The sequence below is a fragment of the Sulfitobacter sp. 1A12779 genome, assembly GCF_043557315.1.
GTDB lineage: Bacteria > Pseudomonadota > Alphaproteobacteria > Rhodobacterales > Rhodobacteraceae > Sulfitobacter > Sulfitobacter faviae.
This window is the reverse complement of sequence record NZ_JBIFFU010000015.1, coordinates 61,855-78,886: the sequence shown is the minus strand read 5'-3', so window position 1 is coordinate 78,886 and position 17,032 is coordinate 61,855. Positions and strand designations below refer to the sequence as shown.

Genomic DNA, 17,032 nt, shown 5'->3' with positions numbered 1-17,032 from the left:
CCTCTGCGGCGGCCAGGGCAGCGCGTAATTTGGCGAGTTCGGAGGCGGCATCAGACATGACCAATATTTACCAGCCGGGGCCGCGAAGCACCAATAAAAACAGGCTACCTGGCGCAAATTAACCAGCCTTTGCAGGCCGTTGTGTCCATCGTGGGTTACGCCAGTCGATGCCCTCCAGAAGATAACCCAACTGCGCCGCCGAGATTTGCACCGCTTCGCCCGACCGGCTCACGGGCCAGATGAACTTACCTGCCTCCAGGCGCTTTAGATAAAGCGACATGCCCACGCCATCATGCCACAGGATCTTGACCAGATCGCCTTTACGGCCCCGGAAGCAAAATATCTCACCCGCATGGGGATCACGGCCGAGCCCTTCTTGCACCTGTAGCGCCAGCGTGTTCATGCCCCGCCTCATATCGGTGGCACCGCCTGCGATCCAGACCTTCACGCCCGCCGGAAACGCGATCATTGCCGATCCACCACTGCCAGAAGCCGAGCAAGCGCTTCGGTCTCCACGCCGATGGGGAGGATGAGTCGACGCCCATTCGGAAGAGCCACCTCAATCCGACAGTCCGGAGGTGGACTGGAATCGATCGGATTTGCCTGCGACGTGGAAACTTCCTTCGGCACAGTCACCGGCGCGAACGATACAGAGCCAGCAGACCCAAGCTCGCCATTTCTATACTGCCGCCGCCAAGTGGTCAGAAGTGACCGGCAAATGCCGTGCCGCCGAGCTGTGGCTGTCACCTGACGGTGGCCAATAAAGCTCTCCTCTACAATACGCAGCTTGTCATCATCCGACCAATACCGGCGGCGTTCACCATCGGCAGCAGACAGAACTTCGATTTGGGGGGGTAATCCCCCCCGATCTTAAGGGGATGCGGAAGTAGAATTTTCTCGGCAGGATGAACGAGGAGATTCCGATGAAGAAGACACGTTTTACCGAGGCCCAGATCATGGCCGTACTGCGCCAGATGGAGGGCGGTGTGCCTGCTGCCGAGCTGTGCCGTGAACATGGCATGAGCAGCGCCACGCTGTACAAATGGCGGGCGAAGTATGGCGGGATGGACGCCAGCCTCATCACTGAGATGAAGGCTATGGCCGAGGAGAACCGCCGACTGAAGCGCATGTATGCCGACGTCAGCATGCAGAATGACCTCCTGAAGGAAGCGCTCGGAAAAAAATGATACGGCCAGCTCAGCGCCGAGAGTTGGCCGTGAAAGCGGTGGCGATGAAGGGGGTCAGCATTGCGCTGGCGTGCCGGGCGTTCGACGTCAGTGAGACGTGCTATCGGTACAGCCCCAAGCTGGACGATGAGAACGAGCAGATCGCCGATCTTCTGCTCGGGCTGACGACGGCGAAGAAGACCTGGGGCTTTGGCCTGTGTTTCCTGTATCTGCGCAACGTGCAGGGTCACAGGTGGAACCACAAGCGTGTCTACCGGATATACCGTGAGCTGGAGTTGAACCTCAGGATCAAGCCGCGCAAGCGTCTGAAGCGGGAAAAGCCGGACGAACTGGCGGTACCTGAGGCCCCGAATGAGGTCTGGTCGATGGACTTCATGGCCGACAGGCTGGGGGATGGACGGCAATTCCGGCTGCTGAACGTTCTGGACGACTTCAACCGCGAAGGACTGGGCATTGAGATCGACTTTTCATTGCCTGCGGAACGGGTTGTTCGAGCCCTGAACCAGATCATCGAATGGCGTGGCGCCCCTGGGACTATTCGTGTCGACAATGGCCCGGAGTACATCAGCGGCACCCTCATGGAATGGGCTGAGAACAAGGGCATCGCCCTGGCCCATATCCAACCCGGCAAGCCGCAGCAGAACGCTTATGTCGAGCGCTACAACCGGACAGTCCGCCACGAGTGGCTGGACTTATACATTTTCGAAAGCATTGAAGAGGTTCAGAAGATTGCCACCGAGTGGCTCTGGTCCTACAACAACGAACGCCCCAACATGGGCAACGGCGGGATGACCCCCACCCAGAAATTGAGAATGGCTGCGTAAGTTCTACGATCGAGCCCCCATAAAAATGGGGGGATTACCGGGGCGAGTGATAAAGTCGGACATAAGGTCGGACTTACCATCAGATCGAGCCTGAGATCAGACGGCCGTCGCCGGAGGTTTACGAAGATGCTACGCTTGAAGAGTGCATACAGAACACTGGCGGCTATGGGCTGGATGCGTTGCTCTGTGGTGAGTCTGACCCTTCTACGAGCGATCTTTTCGCGTCGGACTGTTTTAAACGGCTTATTGAAAGGGCGCGGCAAGCCTATGATACGGTGATCATCGACACGCCGCCGATCCTTTTTGCACCGAAAGCACGTATCGTCGCGGAACAGGCCGACGCGACCCTTTTGATGGTTCAATCTGACCGCACTTGCCGCGGCCAGATTGAGGAAGCGCTGCGGACATTCCGAAATTCTGGCCAGAACATCACTGGCACCGTGTGCGATCAGGCGCGCGCAGGGTAGTTTAATTACTGTGGCCCACCCTTACAGCCCTTCTACTGAAAGGGACAGGCTATCCAAAATAGTTCCTATTTCTGATAGTAGCTTGAATAGTCTCCGTAGCTATCGGCATAGCCGTAGCGCTTCATTTTGTTTCCATCGATCTGGCTCAGCACCAAACCACTCACGCGAACGTTGACACCCTGTAGCGATTTCAGCCCGTCCAGTACCTGACGGTGGGGCGTGGAATCCCATTGAACGGTGTAAATTACGGCATCGACCAACTGGCCGATCACGCGGGCGTCCGGCACGGCAAGGACGGGCGGTGTGTCGATGATGATATGGTCATAGTGTTCGCGAAGCCCCTTAATGAAGTCAGCAAATGTGTTCGATGAAAACAAATCAGCAGCGTTGATGGTCGATTGCTCACCGTAGAGTATGTCAGCTTTCAACGTTTCGTCATGCACAATGGCTTTCTCAAGTGGAACTTCGCCGGAAATGACGGATAGGAAGCCGTGCTTTTGGTCGTGTCCGAAGTATTCGTCCAAAACGCGGCGCCGCAAATCACCTTCGATCAGGAGCACTCTCGCACCAAGCCCTGCGAAGTTCTGTGCAAGTGAAATAGATTGCGTAGTCTTACCCTCTCCAGGAACTGAGGATGTCGACATGATGATTTTTGGCGGTGTGTCGAGGTTCGCCAAGAGCAGCGATGTACGGAGGTTTCTAACGGATTCGGCAGCAACGGAATTAGGCTTTTGACTGATATACTCTAGAACGTTCCGCCGATGCTTGGCTGGGATTTTTGGGATCTGCCCGATGACTGAATGGCCGGTCTTCGCCTCAAGATCTTCGGCCGTGCGGAACGTGTTCTGAGCCATTTCCCGGAGCAGTACAGCGGCGGAGCCAGCCATAAGACCCAGGATCAAGGAGAGCGCCAATATTCGGGATTTGCGGGGAGCGGAGGGGTTAGCTGGCACCACGGCCCGGCTGAGGATCCTGCTGTCGGCCTGTTGGATGCCTTGTTGGATACTGGTTTCTTTAAGGCGGCTTAGAAACGCTTCGTAAAGCAGCCGGCTTGCTTCAACTTCTCGCTGAAGCTGTTCAAGGATGACCAGTTCTTCGGACTGATTATCGATCCGGGTGCTGACCTCGGCTATGGACTCGTCAATAGCGCTCAACTGAGACAAGGAGCGCGTGGCTTCAAGCTCCGCACGGGTGATCAGGGCGTTCGCGCGAGTTTCGAATGCAGTCTCGGCTCCGACGCTGCCATCTTCGAGGCGCCGATAAACTTGGTTAAGAGCAGCATCATTTGCAACCTCAACAAAAGTAGCAGCACCGGCTTCGCGTGCGTCTTCCAATATCTGCAACCGGCTTTCCGTAGCCTCGGCCTGTGTTGCGAGCGTCGCGCGACGATCCCGCAGGTCTTTCAATTGGCGGTTAAGTGCAGCTAAGGTTTCGGCGTTCACGAGCTCTGTGTTGGTAGAGAAGTCCTTTAGCTCAGCCTGCGCAGTTTCTAGCTCGATCTGAAGACCGCTTACACGTTCGCTGAGCCAGCTCGTGGCCTGTTCTGTTTTTTCGAACTTAACGGAAATTTGGTCTTGGATGTAGAGTTCGGCAAGTCTGTTTGCCATCGCCGCGGATTTATCCGGATCCTCGGTGGTCACAGTAATTTCAAAGACAAAACTCTGACGCAGGTTAGAGGCCGAAATCGAATCGAGGACAGTATTGATTGTAGAATCGAGAATAGCCCGTTCAGTGGCAGGCTGGGATTCTTGCGGTTCGGATATAAGGCCGCGTATAAAGCTGACCGCCTGTCCGATGGAAAAACTCGGATCAGGTTGCAGTCTGGTGTTGAACTCCGGATCTTGAAGAAGATTCATGTCCATTACCAAATCTTCGATAAGACCGCGCGAGCGGAGCACCTCAACCTCGGTATTGATCGTAGATTGATCGCCGCCAAGGCCGGTCACGACGCTTTCGATGTCCATCACCTGTTCTTGTCGGCTTTCTAGAGCGATTGCGGCCTTGGCGGTGTAGACCGGTACGGCCATGCCGTAGGCATAGTATCCCCCAAGCAGTAGTGCGAGCAAACCGCAAAGCGCAATCCAGAGTTTGCCCCGCCAGAGGGTGCGAAACAGGCTGGAGAGATCGATCTCATCGTCATTCTCGCGATCTTTATGGGTACCGTCGGAAAATACTTGTTGATTGGTCATGAAATGCCTGTTCCCATGTAAATCGCTTAGTCAATCGTTCACTACACCGGTAACTTCAGCAATGCCATGCAGGATCCGCAGAAACCTGGGTGAGAGCGACGAAACTACCCTCTACTTCCCAAATAGATCTGACGCAGACTTCGCTAAGCGTTGCACCTGCTTAGCCGGGTTGATTTACGCAAATATTCTTGCCGATAAACGGGCGTCAGAGCTTTGTCTCTCGAGGCGGAATGAGGTTGCCGTTGGTTGTAGAAGTTCACCCAGTTCCGAATGTTCTTTTCACCTCCAATCTCGCCTCCCCGATGAGGTAGACTCAATCGTATATCAAGACTCGCTACTGTCTCTCGAGAATGATGCGGGCCAATAGGCACCAGTTCGCACCTATCGAAGTGCGCTCAGGACCAGCGGGAGCTGCCCTGGTGTTGATTGTCACTGCCCGGGACTTCCCAGAAGCTTTCGCTCGGGTCAGAGCCTGCAGCAGAAGCGGAGGAGCATTCTATGGGCGAGGAAACAGTTCCGTTGAAGTCACTTGAAACTGAGTAATTACCCACCGGCAAGCCGTAAGCGGTTCACCATTGCGTGCTAGTCACTACCTTCGAAAGTAGGTCGCTGAAGCTCAACAAACCATTTGGACAATGTCACATAGATAGGATGACACCCCAATGTCAGGCCACAGCGGAATGCAGATAGGCGGCACAAGAGTTCACTTAAAGCGTCCTGCCGAAAACCTGAATCGCTGGGATTCCCGCGGGGCTGATTTTGTGATTCATTCTGTTTGGGAGGACGGATCATGTCAGCACCATTGCCACAAGCGCTGCGAGTGCGGTTTCAGAGATTGATTGAGGAAGGGTTTAGCGGTCGCGCGGCGGCGTTGCGGTTGCAGCTTTCGCCTGCAACGGGCGCGCGATGAGGACTTGCGATCCGGCGCACCGGCAGGGCAGGAGCAGCTCCGCAAGGTCGGCCGAAGGGCAAAGGAAAACTGGACCCTCACCGCGCCTTCTTCGCCGAAGTTGTCAGCCAAGACGGCGACATTACCATGCCCGAACTGGCCTCGGCTTTGTTCGACGCAACCGGTGTCCGCGCACATCCCGATGCGATCGGGCGGTTTCTGCGCAAGCTTGGATTCACATACAAAAAAAGTCGCTGGTCGCTGCCGAACGCCTTCGGGCAAAGGTAAGGAAGCAGCGCGAAGATTGGTTCAAACATCGCGTGCCCGCGGTGTCGGCCCGACCTGAACATGTTGTCTTCATTGACGAAACCTCTGTCAAAACCAACCTGACCCGGCCGCGCGGGTGGGCACTGCGCGGGCAGCGGCTGGTCATGGACGCCCCGTTCGGCGCATGGGGCACGCAGACCTTCATTGCGGGTCTCAGCGCGGGCTCCATGATCGCGCCCTGGGTTATCAAAGGCGTGATGGATGGCGCCGCCTTCGCCGCCTATGTCGAGAAGGTGCTGGCGCCAGCGCTCGCGCGCGGCACCGTGGTTATCCTGGACAACCTGGCCACCCACAAGAACGCAGCAGCAGCCAAGGCCCTGCGCGACGCCGGATGCTGGTTCCTGTTCTTGCCGCCTTACAGTCCTGACCTGAATCCGATTGAGATGGCCTTTTCGAAGCTCAAAGCACACCTCCGCCGGATTGGCGCGCGGACATTTACAGACATGTTCAATGCGCTCGGCGAAATCTGCGACCTCTACTCGCCAGAGGAGTGCTGGAACTACTTCAAGGCTGCCGGATATGTCTCAAGTTAAAAGTCGGGTGCTTTAAAGGTCACTTTTCAACCTTGGTTACATGACCTCGGGGCAGGGAAGAGCGGACTTCCCCGCCCATCAAATCGATCAGCACGCCGACACGCTCTGCGCTCGGCAGAGCCTCGATCTTTGTTACAAGTTCGGCGAAAGGTCCGGTGAGGATGCGCACGCAATCACCGACTGCTAGGTCATCTTCTCCCTTATGATCATTTCTCGGATCCCAGCGGTTCTGCAGAGCGCGGATAAGCTCTGCTGGAAGTGGCCGGGGGCGGCGGGGATCGTTCAGGATAAGGCGTGAAACGCCTCGTGTGCTGTTGATAGCCGTCCACCCATTCTGGTTTGGATCAAAGTTCACGAAGAGATAGCCGGGGAAGAGCGGGCGCTCTGCTCGTAATTTGTTTGGCTGGTTGTGAGGGCGGTGCACTAGTGCAGGCGAGAATGTGTCAAACCCCTGTCGCCTAAGATGAACCCGTGCTTGGGCGAGGCCATGCGGCCGGAGTTGAGCAACGAACCATCCCGCTCTTATACTATTGGACATCTATAGCTCTCTGGTCTTTTTTGCTCTGACAGGAGTAAGCGCGCACCGATGGCGCGCGCAGACCGTTGGAAGGAGGCAAAGAGGTTGGTAGGCAAAGCCCGCCACAAGTTTAGTTAACCGAGGTGGCTACACTGGAGATAATCGACGGAGTGATCTGGGTAATGACCCGGTTCCAGCGCGTGACTGGCTGTTCGGCGACAAAAATGATGTCGTTCGGACGTAGCTCCATGCGCGTAGCCAATATCAGATTGGTCGCATTGCGTGCATCGAGGTTCCATGCCGTGACCGCGCCAAACTCCCGAGGGTCGTTCGAGCCGCGCAATACGTAAATTTGGGAGGGGTTGCCGGTCATCGTGTCGATCCCGCCTTCGGAGTAAAGCGCGTCCGCAAGGGTAGATTTTCGGCCGAAGGGCAGGGTGAAACGACCGGATTTGGTCACTTCACCTGCGAGATAAGCATAATCCCTGTCTACCGCGTCGTTCGCAAGTTGGGCTTCGAAGTTGGCTCTGCCTTCTTGAAGTGACGCACGCCGCAAATCGACGACAGCAGTGAGCTCGGCCAAAGCTTGAGCACGCGCTTGCTGGCGGAACTGCTGGAGGGTGATTTGCTCGGCAAAATATGCCTGCGCCCGATCAAGCTGGTACTCGGTGTCGACAAACACGCTGTCGCCAGCAACGAGGCGGGTTTTCTGAAGGTCGGGCCGACGCAGGTACTGTTCAAGCGGGATCTGATAGAGGTCACCGTCACGGTAAAGGCGAATCGAAGCGTATTCGAGATCAGGGGTTTGGATACCGCCTGCGCCCGCGACGGCTTGGTCCAACGTAAGCTGTGTCAAAGTAATCGGGATAACGGTGGGGTTGCCGACAGCACCGCCGACAGAAACGCGTTTGGAATTAAATTCTGCGATCTCAAGGCTGAACGAGGGGTCGATCTGCGCCTCCAGCAAGCGCTGGAAAAGTGCCGCTTCGGCCTCTTCCAATGTCAGGTCAGAGACTTTGACCCGACCGACATCGGGAATGGCGATCGCCCCATCATCCTGAACGGTGTAGCCTTGGCGCCGGTTTTGCGCGGCGAGCAGACCGCTGAGCTCTTCGACCGTGCTGCTGCCACTGCGTGTCGCCAGCAAAAGCACATCCCCAACGCCGATATGATAGGTCGTGTTCGGCGGGGTGTTGGGGACGCGAAGCGCGAGGTTGCCGGGCTTCGTCTGAATTTGGGAAACAGGCGAGGGCGTCGGCCCCGCGCCGCGCAAGCCGCCTGCGCCGCCGGCAGTCTGGAAGAACACAGCCGGGAGCTGTTTGGGTTCATAGGCTGATCTATTCGCGGCCAGAACGGTTTCCGAGGTCAAAGGTACGATACGGACCTTGCTGCCAGCATCGGTGACTTTCGGAGAGACATAGGCGACCCCGCAACCGCTGAGGAGTATCAGAGTAGAAGCAGCGATAAAACGTTTAAACATTAAGGAACCTCGGAATAAAAACGAACGGCAGCGTGTGGACGCGAGAAGGGCTTAGGAACTAAAACTTGCAAATCGGTATGTACCTGCTTGCACAGCATTAAACATTCTCCAGCCGGATGTAGCCAAGGTCCGGGCCAATCCATTGCCGGGACGCAACGACTTTGCCCCCAGACATTTTATAGCTGTTCTTAAAGCTGTGATCTTTGCCATAGCAGGTTTCTGTGATCTGCGCATTTCCGCTATAGTTGCAGATGTAGCTCTTGATCACAATCTGATCTTCGCCATCGAGATAGCGATGAACGCGGACGGCTTGGCCGCCATGGCGCAAGCCCATGAGCACTTCGGCGACATCGCCGCTCATCAAGTCAAATCCAAGACCGCGGGTGCCGACAAGCACTCCTTCTTTGAGGCTCAGTGAGATGTTGTCGGGGGTGAAATAGGTTTCGACATTGCGATTAACCCCCTTACGCACGAGGATTGAGGCCCGTTCATTCTGCTCAAGCTGAGCGATCATCAAAGACGTGTGCTGAAACCGTTGACGCACCTCAGGGGTCACCTGCCGCCGAATGTCTGCCATGCTGGAAGGTTTCGAGTCGGGTTGCGTAAAGCCGAGAAGGGCCTGACCGATGGGGCCGAGGATGCTCTGCTGCGTTTGGCCCGACCCGCAGGCGGTCAATAGCCCCAGAAGGGACAAGACGGCGATAGATTTAAATTTCATCTCCAGAACCTGCCCCAGCTGTCTTTCAATTCGGGTGTATGATAGCCTCGCACGCTTTCGTAGAGACGGTCTCTGACCTTCAGCCTTGCCCCCCCGTCGCGTGTCAGTGGTTGGATCACGGCCTTATAGGTTTTGTCTGAAGGCTCGCCCAATACATGCGACAGCGGCACGGTAAAGCGCAGACCTTTGTCAAAAGACCCTTCGCCGAAATCGTCAAATGAGACATCGGTGAAGGTGGCGTAGGCGCCGATGCTCCAGCCATTTGCGAAGACGCGGTCGAGGGTAAAGGTCGCGCCGTAGTCGCCCGCCAGATAGCGGCCCGCGTCCACTTGGCCAAGGTAGCCGTTGCCAAAGTCGTAATAGGCGGAGAGGTGACCTGTCGCGATTTCGTAGTCCCGGAAGCCGAACCTTTGGTCGAAATCGCGCTGCACTGCGTAATTCACCTCTGCGCCCAGTGCCAAGCGGCTGGCGACGGGTTTCCAAAGCAATTCACTCGAAACTCCCCCGAATTGCGATTCGAGGTAGCCTGCGGTGACCCGGGCGTAGAGATCTTTGCCGGGTCGGAAGTAATGCGCCAGCGTCAGATGCTCTAGAGCGGTTTCCCCCTCGCGCGCGTAGATTGCGGATTCGGACCGAACCCGCGGCAGCACGGAATTAGAACCGCGGGCCGCGTCACCGATATTTCCCGCCAGCCGCTGTTCAATGCTGCCTGAAAGGAACCAGCCCGGCGAAATGTCGTAACGCCCTTGCAGCCGCAGGCCGGTGTCGAGACGTACCGGCTCATCCGGATCGAAGTAGCTGGCGTTAAGGTAGGGGCCGACGGACCAAGTCAGTTTGGGGTAGTGGTCGCCATGATAGGTCGCACCATCCAAGCTACCTGCGGCATCCTCAATATCCGCGCGGGCGTAGGTCTGCCATGATCCGTCTGCCTCATGCTCCAAATCCTCAATGTCCGACCGGTGCAATGTCGTTGCGGAAAGCGGGATGCCGTTCTCTAACGGGACAACGGTAAAGCTCTCAACCGATGCGGGCATAACCTGCGTAAGGATGCGCGCCGTGCGCCCAATGGCTTCGGGACGTGCGAGGTAACGCTCGTTACGAATGTGGACGATCACGGCATTCGGGCTGATTTTCATCGCCTCAAGGGCCATACCGTCGCTGGCAAGCAGCGTGCTAGTTTGCTCCTGCAGGCTGGATTCGACACCAACGGTCTGCGTCCAACCAAGATCGGACGCCGCCCCCGGCGGGCGCCGCTTCACTGGCAAAGGTGCGGGGCCCTTGCCACCGTTTACGAGGGGGTGCCTTGGGTTGTTCCGCAGGTTCAGCGAGAAGCCAAATGTTGAGCCGTAAAGGTAATGCGCCTGAAGGTGGATGTTGTCGCGGATCTCGTAGTCGAGGCCGAAGTTGAATGGGGACTTATGCTCGAACGAACCGTATCGGGTCTCACGATTGTAAGCATCAGATGAATACTCGGCCTTTAACGTAAGCTTGTCACTGGCTTGCCAGGCCACGCCGCCAAAGAGCGCAGCATCCCCGCGGAACCAACCCGATGTCTCAATTTCACCGCCACGACCGGCATCACGGTCGGGTCTGGTATCAAATCGACCGTCTATGACACCGAGCGGGTTGGAGAAGCCGTTGTAGCTGCCAAGCCGGCCCCAGCCGATACCACCTGTAAAGGTTAGGCGGGGAGAAATGCTTTTAGTCGCGACAATATACTCACCAGAGTAAATGCCCGTGCCAATAAAATCTTGCAAGCCAACCGCCACCGCCGGTCGGCTGCTGGTTTCGTCTAGTAAGCGATAGCGCAAGTCGAACGAGCGGTCAAAAGTAGCGTCGCCATTGGGTAGGTAATCATCAATCTTACTATATCGGAAACTACCGGAGAGGCGTGGGGTGATCTGAAAGCTCAGCGTCGTGCGGGCTGTGTTGGCGAACTGACTATATGTCGCCGTCAGCTCAGCGTCTTCAGCGCTCTGTGCTGTCGGCATGTCAACCAAACCGACCGTGCCATAAGTTGTATATGAATAACCTTGCGTTTGCGCTGCGGCGGGCAGCAAGAGCAAGCCAACGCCGACCATCGCGCGCTGAGTTCGGCGACGTGAGGTGGGCTTTGCGCAAGGCTTGTGAGTCATATCTCTCTCCGTTCCTTAGAAGAAGGGATACTTGTTCAGCCGCGACAGGGCAATCTCTGTGGGCGATGCTCCGGTATTCAGACGCCTTCGGAAGTTTGATGTGGCCTATCGGTCGCAGTCGCGTTAACCGAATGGTTCGCAGAATGACTGGAACGAGACAGCACTTAGGGGGCGGAATGCGCGCGTGGATCACGTCATGGCTAAAGGTCTGGAATAAGCGCAGCGACGCGGAAGCCGAAGGCAAACCTGATAATTTCGCACCTGAGGCGCCTTTTTTCGCGGTCGGTGATATCCACGGCTGTGCGGGGCTCCTCGAAGAGTTGCTGGAAAAGCTAGGGGCGGTCGCCACCGGTGAAGAGGTATGCGTTTTCCTCGGTGACTATATTGATCGCGGTCCAGACGGGCAGGGCGTGCTGACGCGGCTTTTCAGCCTTTCCCGGCAATACCCGGACAAAGTCGTGTGTCTGATGGGTAATCATGAGCGCATGATGCTCGACTTCATTGATGATCCCGCAGGCGCAGGTTTGGAATGGTTGAAATTTGGGGGTGTGGAGACCCTGCAAAGCTTTGGGGTCTCTGTCGATAAGCGTGGGTTGGACAGCGCCGGATCGATTGAACTGGCAAATGCATTGGAGGCCGCGCTGCCGATTGGGATGCAGGAATGGCTGCGTGCTCTGCCGCTCCAATGGTCGAGCGGCAATATGCACTGTGTCCATGCGGCGATGTCCCCGAAGCGCCACCCAGGGGCGCAGCGCGAGGAAGCGCTTTTATGGGGGCACCCAAACTTCTTCAGCGAGCCGCGTGATGACGGGGAGGTGGTTGTTCACGGCCATACGATCGTGGAGAAGCCGGGTGTCTATACAAGCCGGGTCTCTCTAGATACCGGCGCCTATCGAACTGGACACTTGACCGCTGCCCGTATCTCTGCCGGCGCCTGCATTTTTCTTCAGACTGAAAGCTGACTGCAATAAATTTGGCGTCTAAATTAGATTCTGCCTTTTCCAAGCTTTTGATTGAAGATAGGTGTTCATCTGTGAACGCTGCGCCGTTCATTCTCGGAGGTAGCCCTAGCGACCTCTGGTGCGGTAGCTATGTCGCAGAGGGTTATGGCAAAGCCAGTCAGTGAAGATATCCGGTTCCGAATGATGCGGGCGCTTGAGGCCGATCCGAAGCTGTCTCAGCGAGATTTGGCCAAGTCCCTCGGGATAAGTCTTGGGGTGGTGAATTATTGCCTCAAGGGTTTGATCGAAAAGGGCCAGGTGAAAGTTGGAAACTTCCGGGCGTCTGGGAATAAGGTGCGCTATACATATGTTCTGACGCCGCGCGGCGTTTTGGCCAAGGCAAAGCTGACGACGGCCTTTTTGAAGCGCCGCATGGCTGAGCATGAGGCATTGATTGCGGAGATCGAGGCGCTGCAGCGTGAGATTAATCCTGAAGTGGCCGGGCAGGGGGCTCCAGAAGACCTTCGATAGTTTGCGTTATTGGGGGTTTGCTGGAGCGGGAGTCACACGCCGCGAGCCCTCTCTATCGACTAAGTTATCGTAACCATTGAAGCGGGGCAGAGTTCGAAACTCATTCGGTTCGAGCAGATTTGACAGTCACCGTTTTACGGCGCTCGGAATGAATACAGCCTAATCGAAATCCCGCCAACCCATGTTCTTCGACTTCCAAGGCATGGTTCACCATCACATCATCTGGATCGCCTCACTCAATAAGAGAACCGATTGCTACCACAGGTAGGCCTTCGACTGCTTACGGGAGGTGCAGGGAATAATGGTGATCCCCCGACGAAATTCCTCTCGCGCGACCAAGGCTCGAAATCCCTTGCATTCTCGGTCACGGTCACAAGGTTTTTCGCGTATCGCCCTCGCCAAGAGGAGATGATTTGGTTCCCCCGTGGTACCTTAATTTCGCGGATGAACGGCGTAGTGCCCGATTTCGATCAGTTCGAGCGCCATCTTTGGCGATAAACACCAAGCGTGGGATGCCTGCCCCGAACAAAACTCCCGCAAGATCAAGTGTGATCGCCGCGCTCAGCGTAGCCTTACCAATCGTGATCAGTATCTTTTCTGTCACAAACCTCACAAGAGTGCGATAAAGACTAAGGAAATGAAGGGAGAGCAGTGTCACAACAGTCGCGGCGCAAAGAGCCACCCAGACCACAGGATTTCCCAAAGATCGGACCATGACGTCAAGACTGACGTTTGAAGCGACTGCGCCAAGGCTTGACCGCCGCCAGGTTTGCAACGTGAGGGCAGCAGCCAGAAAACCTTCGCTTGCTCAAAGCAACGCTCAAACCGCCCGCAACTGATCCGCCTCGACCGCCACGCGTGTCTGCGCACCCATGATCTCCATCAGGACCCAGGCGCGCCGGTCAGGCGCGATCTTTTCCACCTCTGCCACAAAGTTGGCAAAGGGTCCCTTGGTCAGAGTTACCTGATCGCCGGGTTTCAAGAGCTTTGGGGGCAGCAAGTTGCCCTTCGCGTCGCAGCGCAGCATGAGCTGTGAAACCAGGTCCAGCGGCACTGCCGTCGGCTCCTTGCCGAAGCTCACCAGCCGTGTGATGCCGTAGGTCGAGTTGACCGTGCGCCAGAACCCGCGGGCCGCGTCGAAGGCCACGAAGATGTAGCCTGGAAACAGGGGGCGCATGGCAGCCACAAACTTGCCGCTACGTTGGCGCGTCTCCTCTTCCAGTGGCAGAAAGGTTTTGAAGCCTTGGCGCTTGAGGTTCTTGTCCGCGATGTTGGCACAGTTCGGCTTCAGCTGCGCCAGAAACCAGCTCGAGCCGCGATCGTGGAATGTCATCTTGCAACCTCGTTAATATTCTGTCGCCCACATATCGCTCGAACTTGAACAGATGCAAGTCAGCTTTTTCGGAAGGTGTGTGATATTTTGATTAAAGACGGCGCCCCTCTCCCTCAGCGCGTTGATATAACGAAATAATTAAGCACTATCAGCTATTTGAGTTTTGCTACCCACGCAAACGTCCGACCGGCAGACACGCGGATCGGAGGCTGACTTGAACGGGAGTGGCGAGATTACCGAGTTTCGGGCGGCGCAATATTTGCGCATGTCGACGGAGCACCAGCAGCATTCGACCCACAACCAGTCCGACAAAATACGCGAATATGCCGGCAAGCGCGGTATCGAAATCATCAAGACCTGTGCTGATGACGGCAAGAGCGGCCTTTCCATCGGTGGGCGCGCGGTCCTGCAGCAGTTGATTGCTGATGCGGAGTCCGGCGCAGCCGACTTCAACGTGATCCTGGTCTATGGCGTCAGTCGTTGGGGCCGTTTTCAGGAGGCCGATGAGACCCCCCAATACGAATACATCTGCAAGCGCGCTGGCATCAACGTTGCCTATTGCGCTGAGCAGTTCGAAAACGATGGCTCGCCCGTCTCGACCATCGTCAAGGGTTTCAAGCGCGCCATGGCTGGCGAATACAGCCGGGAGCTTTCCGTCAAGGTTTTCGCCGGCCAATGCCGATTGATGGAGCTGGGGTTCCGCCAAGGCGGCGCGGCCGGGTTCGGGTTGCGCCGGGTGCTTGTGAACGAGCGTGGCGAGATCAAGGGCGAGCTGAAGCGTGGTGAGCACAAATCGGTGCAAACCGACCGGGTCATTCTGATGCCCGGGCCCGATGAGGAAGTGGCCTAAGTCAACAAGATGTATCGCTGGCTGATCGAGGAGGATCTGTCCTTCCGCGAGATCGCTGACCGCCTGAACGAAGAAGGTGTGACCACTGATCTGGATCGGCCATGGAAGCCCGGCACAGTGCGCACGGTTTTGAGCAATGAGATGTACATCGGCAACAACGTCTACAACCGCTCCTCCTTCAAGCTGAAGAAGCTGCATGTGGAAAACTTTCCGACCTGGGGTGCGCAAGGAAGGCGCCTTTGAGGGGATCGTGCCGCTCGAGTTCTTCCTGACGGCGCAGGAAGTGATATCGACGCGGTCGGCGCGCCTGTCAGACGAAGAACTGCTGGATCGCCTGAAACAGCTTTACGCGGACGCGGGCCAGCTTTCCGGGGTGATGATCGATCGGGCGCCAGACATGCTGTCGTCTTTGGCCTATCGCAACAGGTTCGGATCGTTAACCCGGCCCTATGAAATGATTGGCTATCGATCGAATCGGGACCAAGAGCGCATCGCCTTCAACAAGCGCTTGCGTGGGATGCACCCTGAGATCATCGCGCGGACCGAGGCGGGCATTGCTGCAGCCGGCAGAACAGTGGCAAGTGATCTCAAGACCGACCTGCTGACCATTAAGGGCGAGATGGTCGTCAGCCTAGTGCTGGCGCGCTGGCAACCGCAGGGCGACGGGCGGATGCGCTGGCGGATCCGGTTTGCCTCGATGCGCTATCAGGCCGACGTCACACTGGCGGCGCGGCTTGATCCCGGCAACCGCGAGGAGCTCAATTACTACCTTTTGCCCTGATTCGACCCTCCCCGGCAGGAAATTCGGCTCTGCAACCGCACCAGCATCGCCTTTGAAGCCTTCCGGTTCGAGGACCTCGGTTTCTTCTACGGAATGGCAGAACGGGTCGGCATTCGTGGGAAATGGGGATGAGGATCGGGTCTATGGAGATCACGCCAGCACAACACGCAAGTTCAAGGAGCTCGTGTCCTCGATCCGGGAGATCGGTTTAATCGAGCCGCTCTCGGTCATCCAGCCTGATCCGGATGCGGCGGATTTTTTGCTGCTTGATGGCAGTTTGCGGGTACTAGCACAGAAGGAACTGGGCCAAGAAACGGCGCCCTGCCTGATCGCTAAGGATTTCGAAACCTACACCTACAGCCACCGGTTCAACTGGCTCTCAACGGTGCAGGAGCATTACATGCTGCGGCGCGCAATCGACGAGGGCGTCAGCAAGGAACGGCTCGCGCGCGCCTTTAACGTAAACCTTTCAACCATCATTAGCCGGATCAACCTGCTGCACGGGTTCTGCCCCAAGGCGGTGGAGTTGTTTCAGGAGCAACAGTTCACACCGGATGTGACCCGGCATCTGCGCAAGATGAAAGCTGCTCGGCAGATCGAAGGGGTCGATGATGGACCAGCCCTGTGCTGGTGAAGTCGTTTCGTTATGAGTTTGGCGAATACTCAGGCTATCTATTGGTGGCGATGCCGAAGGACCGCCGATGTGCTCAGCGTAAGTGAGGTCCCCCTCCGGTTGCGCCTGCACCTGCGAGTTGATGGCTGCATCATCGTCCAAAGTGATGAAAACCTCTGAAATTCTGAAATTCCCGCTTGTTTGCGCACGCAGAATTTGCTAGCGTTCGAAACTGAACGATGCTGAAGCTGCTCTCATCATCACCTTTGCATCCAACAAGGCGCCCAGCGGGCAGTTCTTGTGCGGTAGCCTGAGAAAATCCCAAAAATGACCAGCAAGCGCACCAAGCTGCAGGAGGACACGCATTTTCGCGTGCTTCGTCTACTGCAAGAAAACCCTGAAATGTCTCAGCGTGAGCTGGCGGACGCAGTCGGCGTAAGTGTCGGCGGGATTCACTACGTGCTCAATGCACTGATTGAGAAGGGTTTGGTGAAGTTAGGAAATTTCAAAGCAGCGGAAGATAAGCGGCGTTATGCCTACGTCTTGACGCCCAAAGGTATTGCGCGCAAGGCGGCGCTGACGCGAGCATTTCTGGCAAGGAAGATGGAAGAGTATGAGGCCTTGAAACTGGAAATAGAACAATTGGTTGACGAAACCGAAAACAAGACGCCGATATCTGCAACTGAGTGATGCTTTCGCACCCATATCGCCATTTCG

The 17,032-nt window shown here is 56.5% G+C and carries 17 protein-coding genes and 1 pseudogene; 10 read left to right on the top strand and 8 right to left on the bottom strand.

The annotated features are described in order from the left end of the window. Positions 1–118: 118 nt before the first annotated feature. Positions 119–469: an IS66 family insertion sequence element accessory protein TnpB gene (gene tnpB / locus ACGYLQ_RS15770; RefSeq protein ID WP_394443764.1), complete on the bottom strand. Its 351-nt coding sequence runs from the start codon at positions 467–469 to the stop codon at positions 119–121. Then, positions 466–762 carry a transposase gene (locus ACGYLQ_RS15765; protein ID WP_394443767.1) on the bottom strand — a complete coding sequence of 99 codons (297 nt, stop codon included), beginning with the start codon at positions 760–762 and terminating at the stop codon, positions 466–468. The genes tnpB and ACGYLQ_RS15765 overlap by 4 nt, the downstream gene beginning before the upstream one ends. A gap of 161 nt (positions 763–923) precedes the next feature. On the opposite strand from ACGYLQ_RS15765, the gene ACGYLQ_RS15760 reads away from it, so the two are divergent. Both ACGYLQ_RS15760 and ACGYLQ_RS15755 read left to right on the top strand, forming a co-directional pair. Beyond that, a protein-coding gene (locus ACGYLQ_RS15760) for an IS3 family transposase (RefSeq protein WP_394443763.1) occupies positions 924–2,011 on the top strand; the annotation gives its coding sequence in 2 pieces (ribosomal slippage) (positions 924–1,185 and positions 1,185–2,011; 1,089 coding nt in all). 275 nt (positions 2,012–2,286) lie between these two features. Continuing rightward, on the top strand, positions 2,287–2,478 hold the full coding sequence (locus ACGYLQ_RS15755) for a hypothetical protein (protein WP_394443762.1): 192 nt from the start codon (positions 2,287–2,289) through the stop codon (positions 2,476–2,478). Positions 2,479–2,543: 65 nt separating this feature from the next. Here the strand turns inward: ACGYLQ_RS15755 and ACGYLQ_RS15750 are convergent, their stop codons facing one another. Then, positions 2,544–4,667: a polysaccharide biosynthesis tyrosine autokinase gene (locus ACGYLQ_RS15750; protein ID WP_394443761.1), complete on the bottom strand. Its 2,124-nt coding sequence runs from the start codon at positions 4,665–4,667 to the stop codon at positions 2,544–2,546. A gap of 790 nt (positions 4,668–5,457) precedes the next feature. On the opposite strand from ACGYLQ_RS15750, the pseudogene ACGYLQ_RS15745 reads away from it, so the two are divergent. After that, positions 5,458–6,416, top strand: a pseudogene (locus tag ACGYLQ_RS15745) (IS630 family transposase). Positions 6,417–6,435: 19 nt separating this feature from the next. Here ACGYLQ_RS15745 and ACGYLQ_RS15740 read toward each other — a convergent pair. The 4 genes from ACGYLQ_RS15740 to ACGYLQ_RS15725 all read right to left on the bottom strand — a co-directional run bounded on the left by ACGYLQ_RS15740 (position 6,436) and on the right by ACGYLQ_RS15725 (position 11,266). Continuing rightward, positions 6,436–6,954: a transcription termination/antitermination protein NusG gene (locus tag ACGYLQ_RS15740; RefSeq protein ID WP_394443760.1), complete on the bottom strand. Its 519-nt coding sequence runs from the start codon at positions 6,952–6,954 to the stop codon at positions 6,436–6,438. A 109-nt stretch (positions 6,955–7,063) separates the two neighbouring features. Beyond that, on the bottom strand, positions 7,064–8,413 hold the full coding sequence (locus ACGYLQ_RS15735; RefSeq protein ID WP_394443759.1) for a polysaccharide biosynthesis/export family protein: 1,350 nt from the start codon (positions 8,411–8,413) through the stop codon (positions 7,064–7,066). A 97-nt stretch (positions 8,414–8,510) separates the two neighbouring features. After that, positions 8,511–9,131, bottom strand: coding sequence for a YjbF family lipoprotein (locus ACGYLQ_RS15730; protein WP_394443758.1), 621 nt, complete (start codon positions 9,129–9,131; stop codon positions 8,511–8,513). Further along, positions 9,128–11,266, bottom strand: a complete 2,139-nt coding sequence (locus ACGYLQ_RS15725) for a YjbH domain-containing protein (RefSeq protein ID WP_394443757.1) — start codon at positions 11,264–11,266, stop codon at positions 9,128–9,130. The genes ACGYLQ_RS15730 and ACGYLQ_RS15725 overlap by 4 nt, the downstream gene beginning before the upstream one ends. Before the next feature lie 176 nt (positions 11,267–11,442). On the opposite strand from ACGYLQ_RS15725, the gene ACGYLQ_RS15720 reads away from it, so the two are divergent. Next, complete coding sequence (locus tag ACGYLQ_RS15720; RefSeq protein WP_394443756.1) at positions 11,443–12,228, top strand: metallophosphoesterase; 786 nt, start codon at positions 11,443–11,445, stop codon at positions 12,226–12,228. Positions 12,229–12,372: 144 nt separating this feature from the next. Beyond that, complete coding sequence (locus ACGYLQ_RS15715) at positions 12,373–12,738, top strand: MarR family EPS-associated transcriptional regulator (RefSeq protein WP_394443755.1); 366 nt, start codon at positions 12,373–12,375, stop codon at positions 12,736–12,738. A gap of 820 nt (positions 12,739–13,558) precedes the next feature. Here the strand turns inward: ACGYLQ_RS15715 and ACGYLQ_RS15710 are convergent. After that, positions 13,559–14,071: a transcription termination/antitermination protein NusG gene (locus ACGYLQ_RS15710; protein WP_394443754.1), complete on the bottom strand. Its 513-nt coding sequence runs from the start codon at positions 14,069–14,071 to the stop codon at positions 13,559–13,561. 214 nt (positions 14,072–14,285) lie between these two features. Between ACGYLQ_RS15710 and ACGYLQ_RS15705 the strand changes: the two genes are divergently transcribed. The 5 genes from ACGYLQ_RS15705 (at position 14,286) to ACGYLQ_RS15685 (ending at position 17,005) form a co-directional block, all read left to right on the top strand. Continuing rightward, a complete protein-coding gene (locus tag ACGYLQ_RS15705; protein ID WP_394443753.1) occupies positions 14,286–14,921 on the top strand; it encodes a recombinase family protein in 636 nt (211 codons plus the stop codon). 9 nt (positions 14,922–14,930) lie between these two features. Next, positions 14,931–15,164, top strand: a complete 234-nt coding sequence (locus ACGYLQ_RS15700; RefSeq protein ID WP_394443752.1) for a recombinase family protein — start codon at positions 14,931–14,933, stop codon at positions 15,162–15,164. Continuing rightward, on the top strand, positions 15,118–15,702 hold the full coding sequence (locus tag ACGYLQ_RS15695) for a hypothetical protein (protein WP_394443751.1): 585 nt from the start codon (positions 15,118–15,120) through the stop codon (positions 15,700–15,702). Before ACGYLQ_RS15700 ends, ACGYLQ_RS15695 begins: the two co-directional genes overlap by 47 nt. A gap of 115 nt (positions 15,703–15,817) precedes the next feature. Continuing rightward, entirely contained in the window at positions 15,818–16,336 is a 519-nt protein-coding gene (locus ACGYLQ_RS15690) for a ParB/RepB/Spo0J family partition protein (protein ID WP_394443750.1), read from the top strand. 306 nt (positions 16,337–16,642) lie between these two features. Then, positions 16,643–17,005, top strand: a complete 363-nt coding sequence (locus tag ACGYLQ_RS15685) for a MarR family EPS-associated transcriptional regulator (RefSeq protein ID WP_394443749.1) — start codon at positions 16,643–16,645, stop codon at positions 17,003–17,005. The last annotated feature ends 27 nt before the right edge of the window (positions 17,006–17,032 follow it).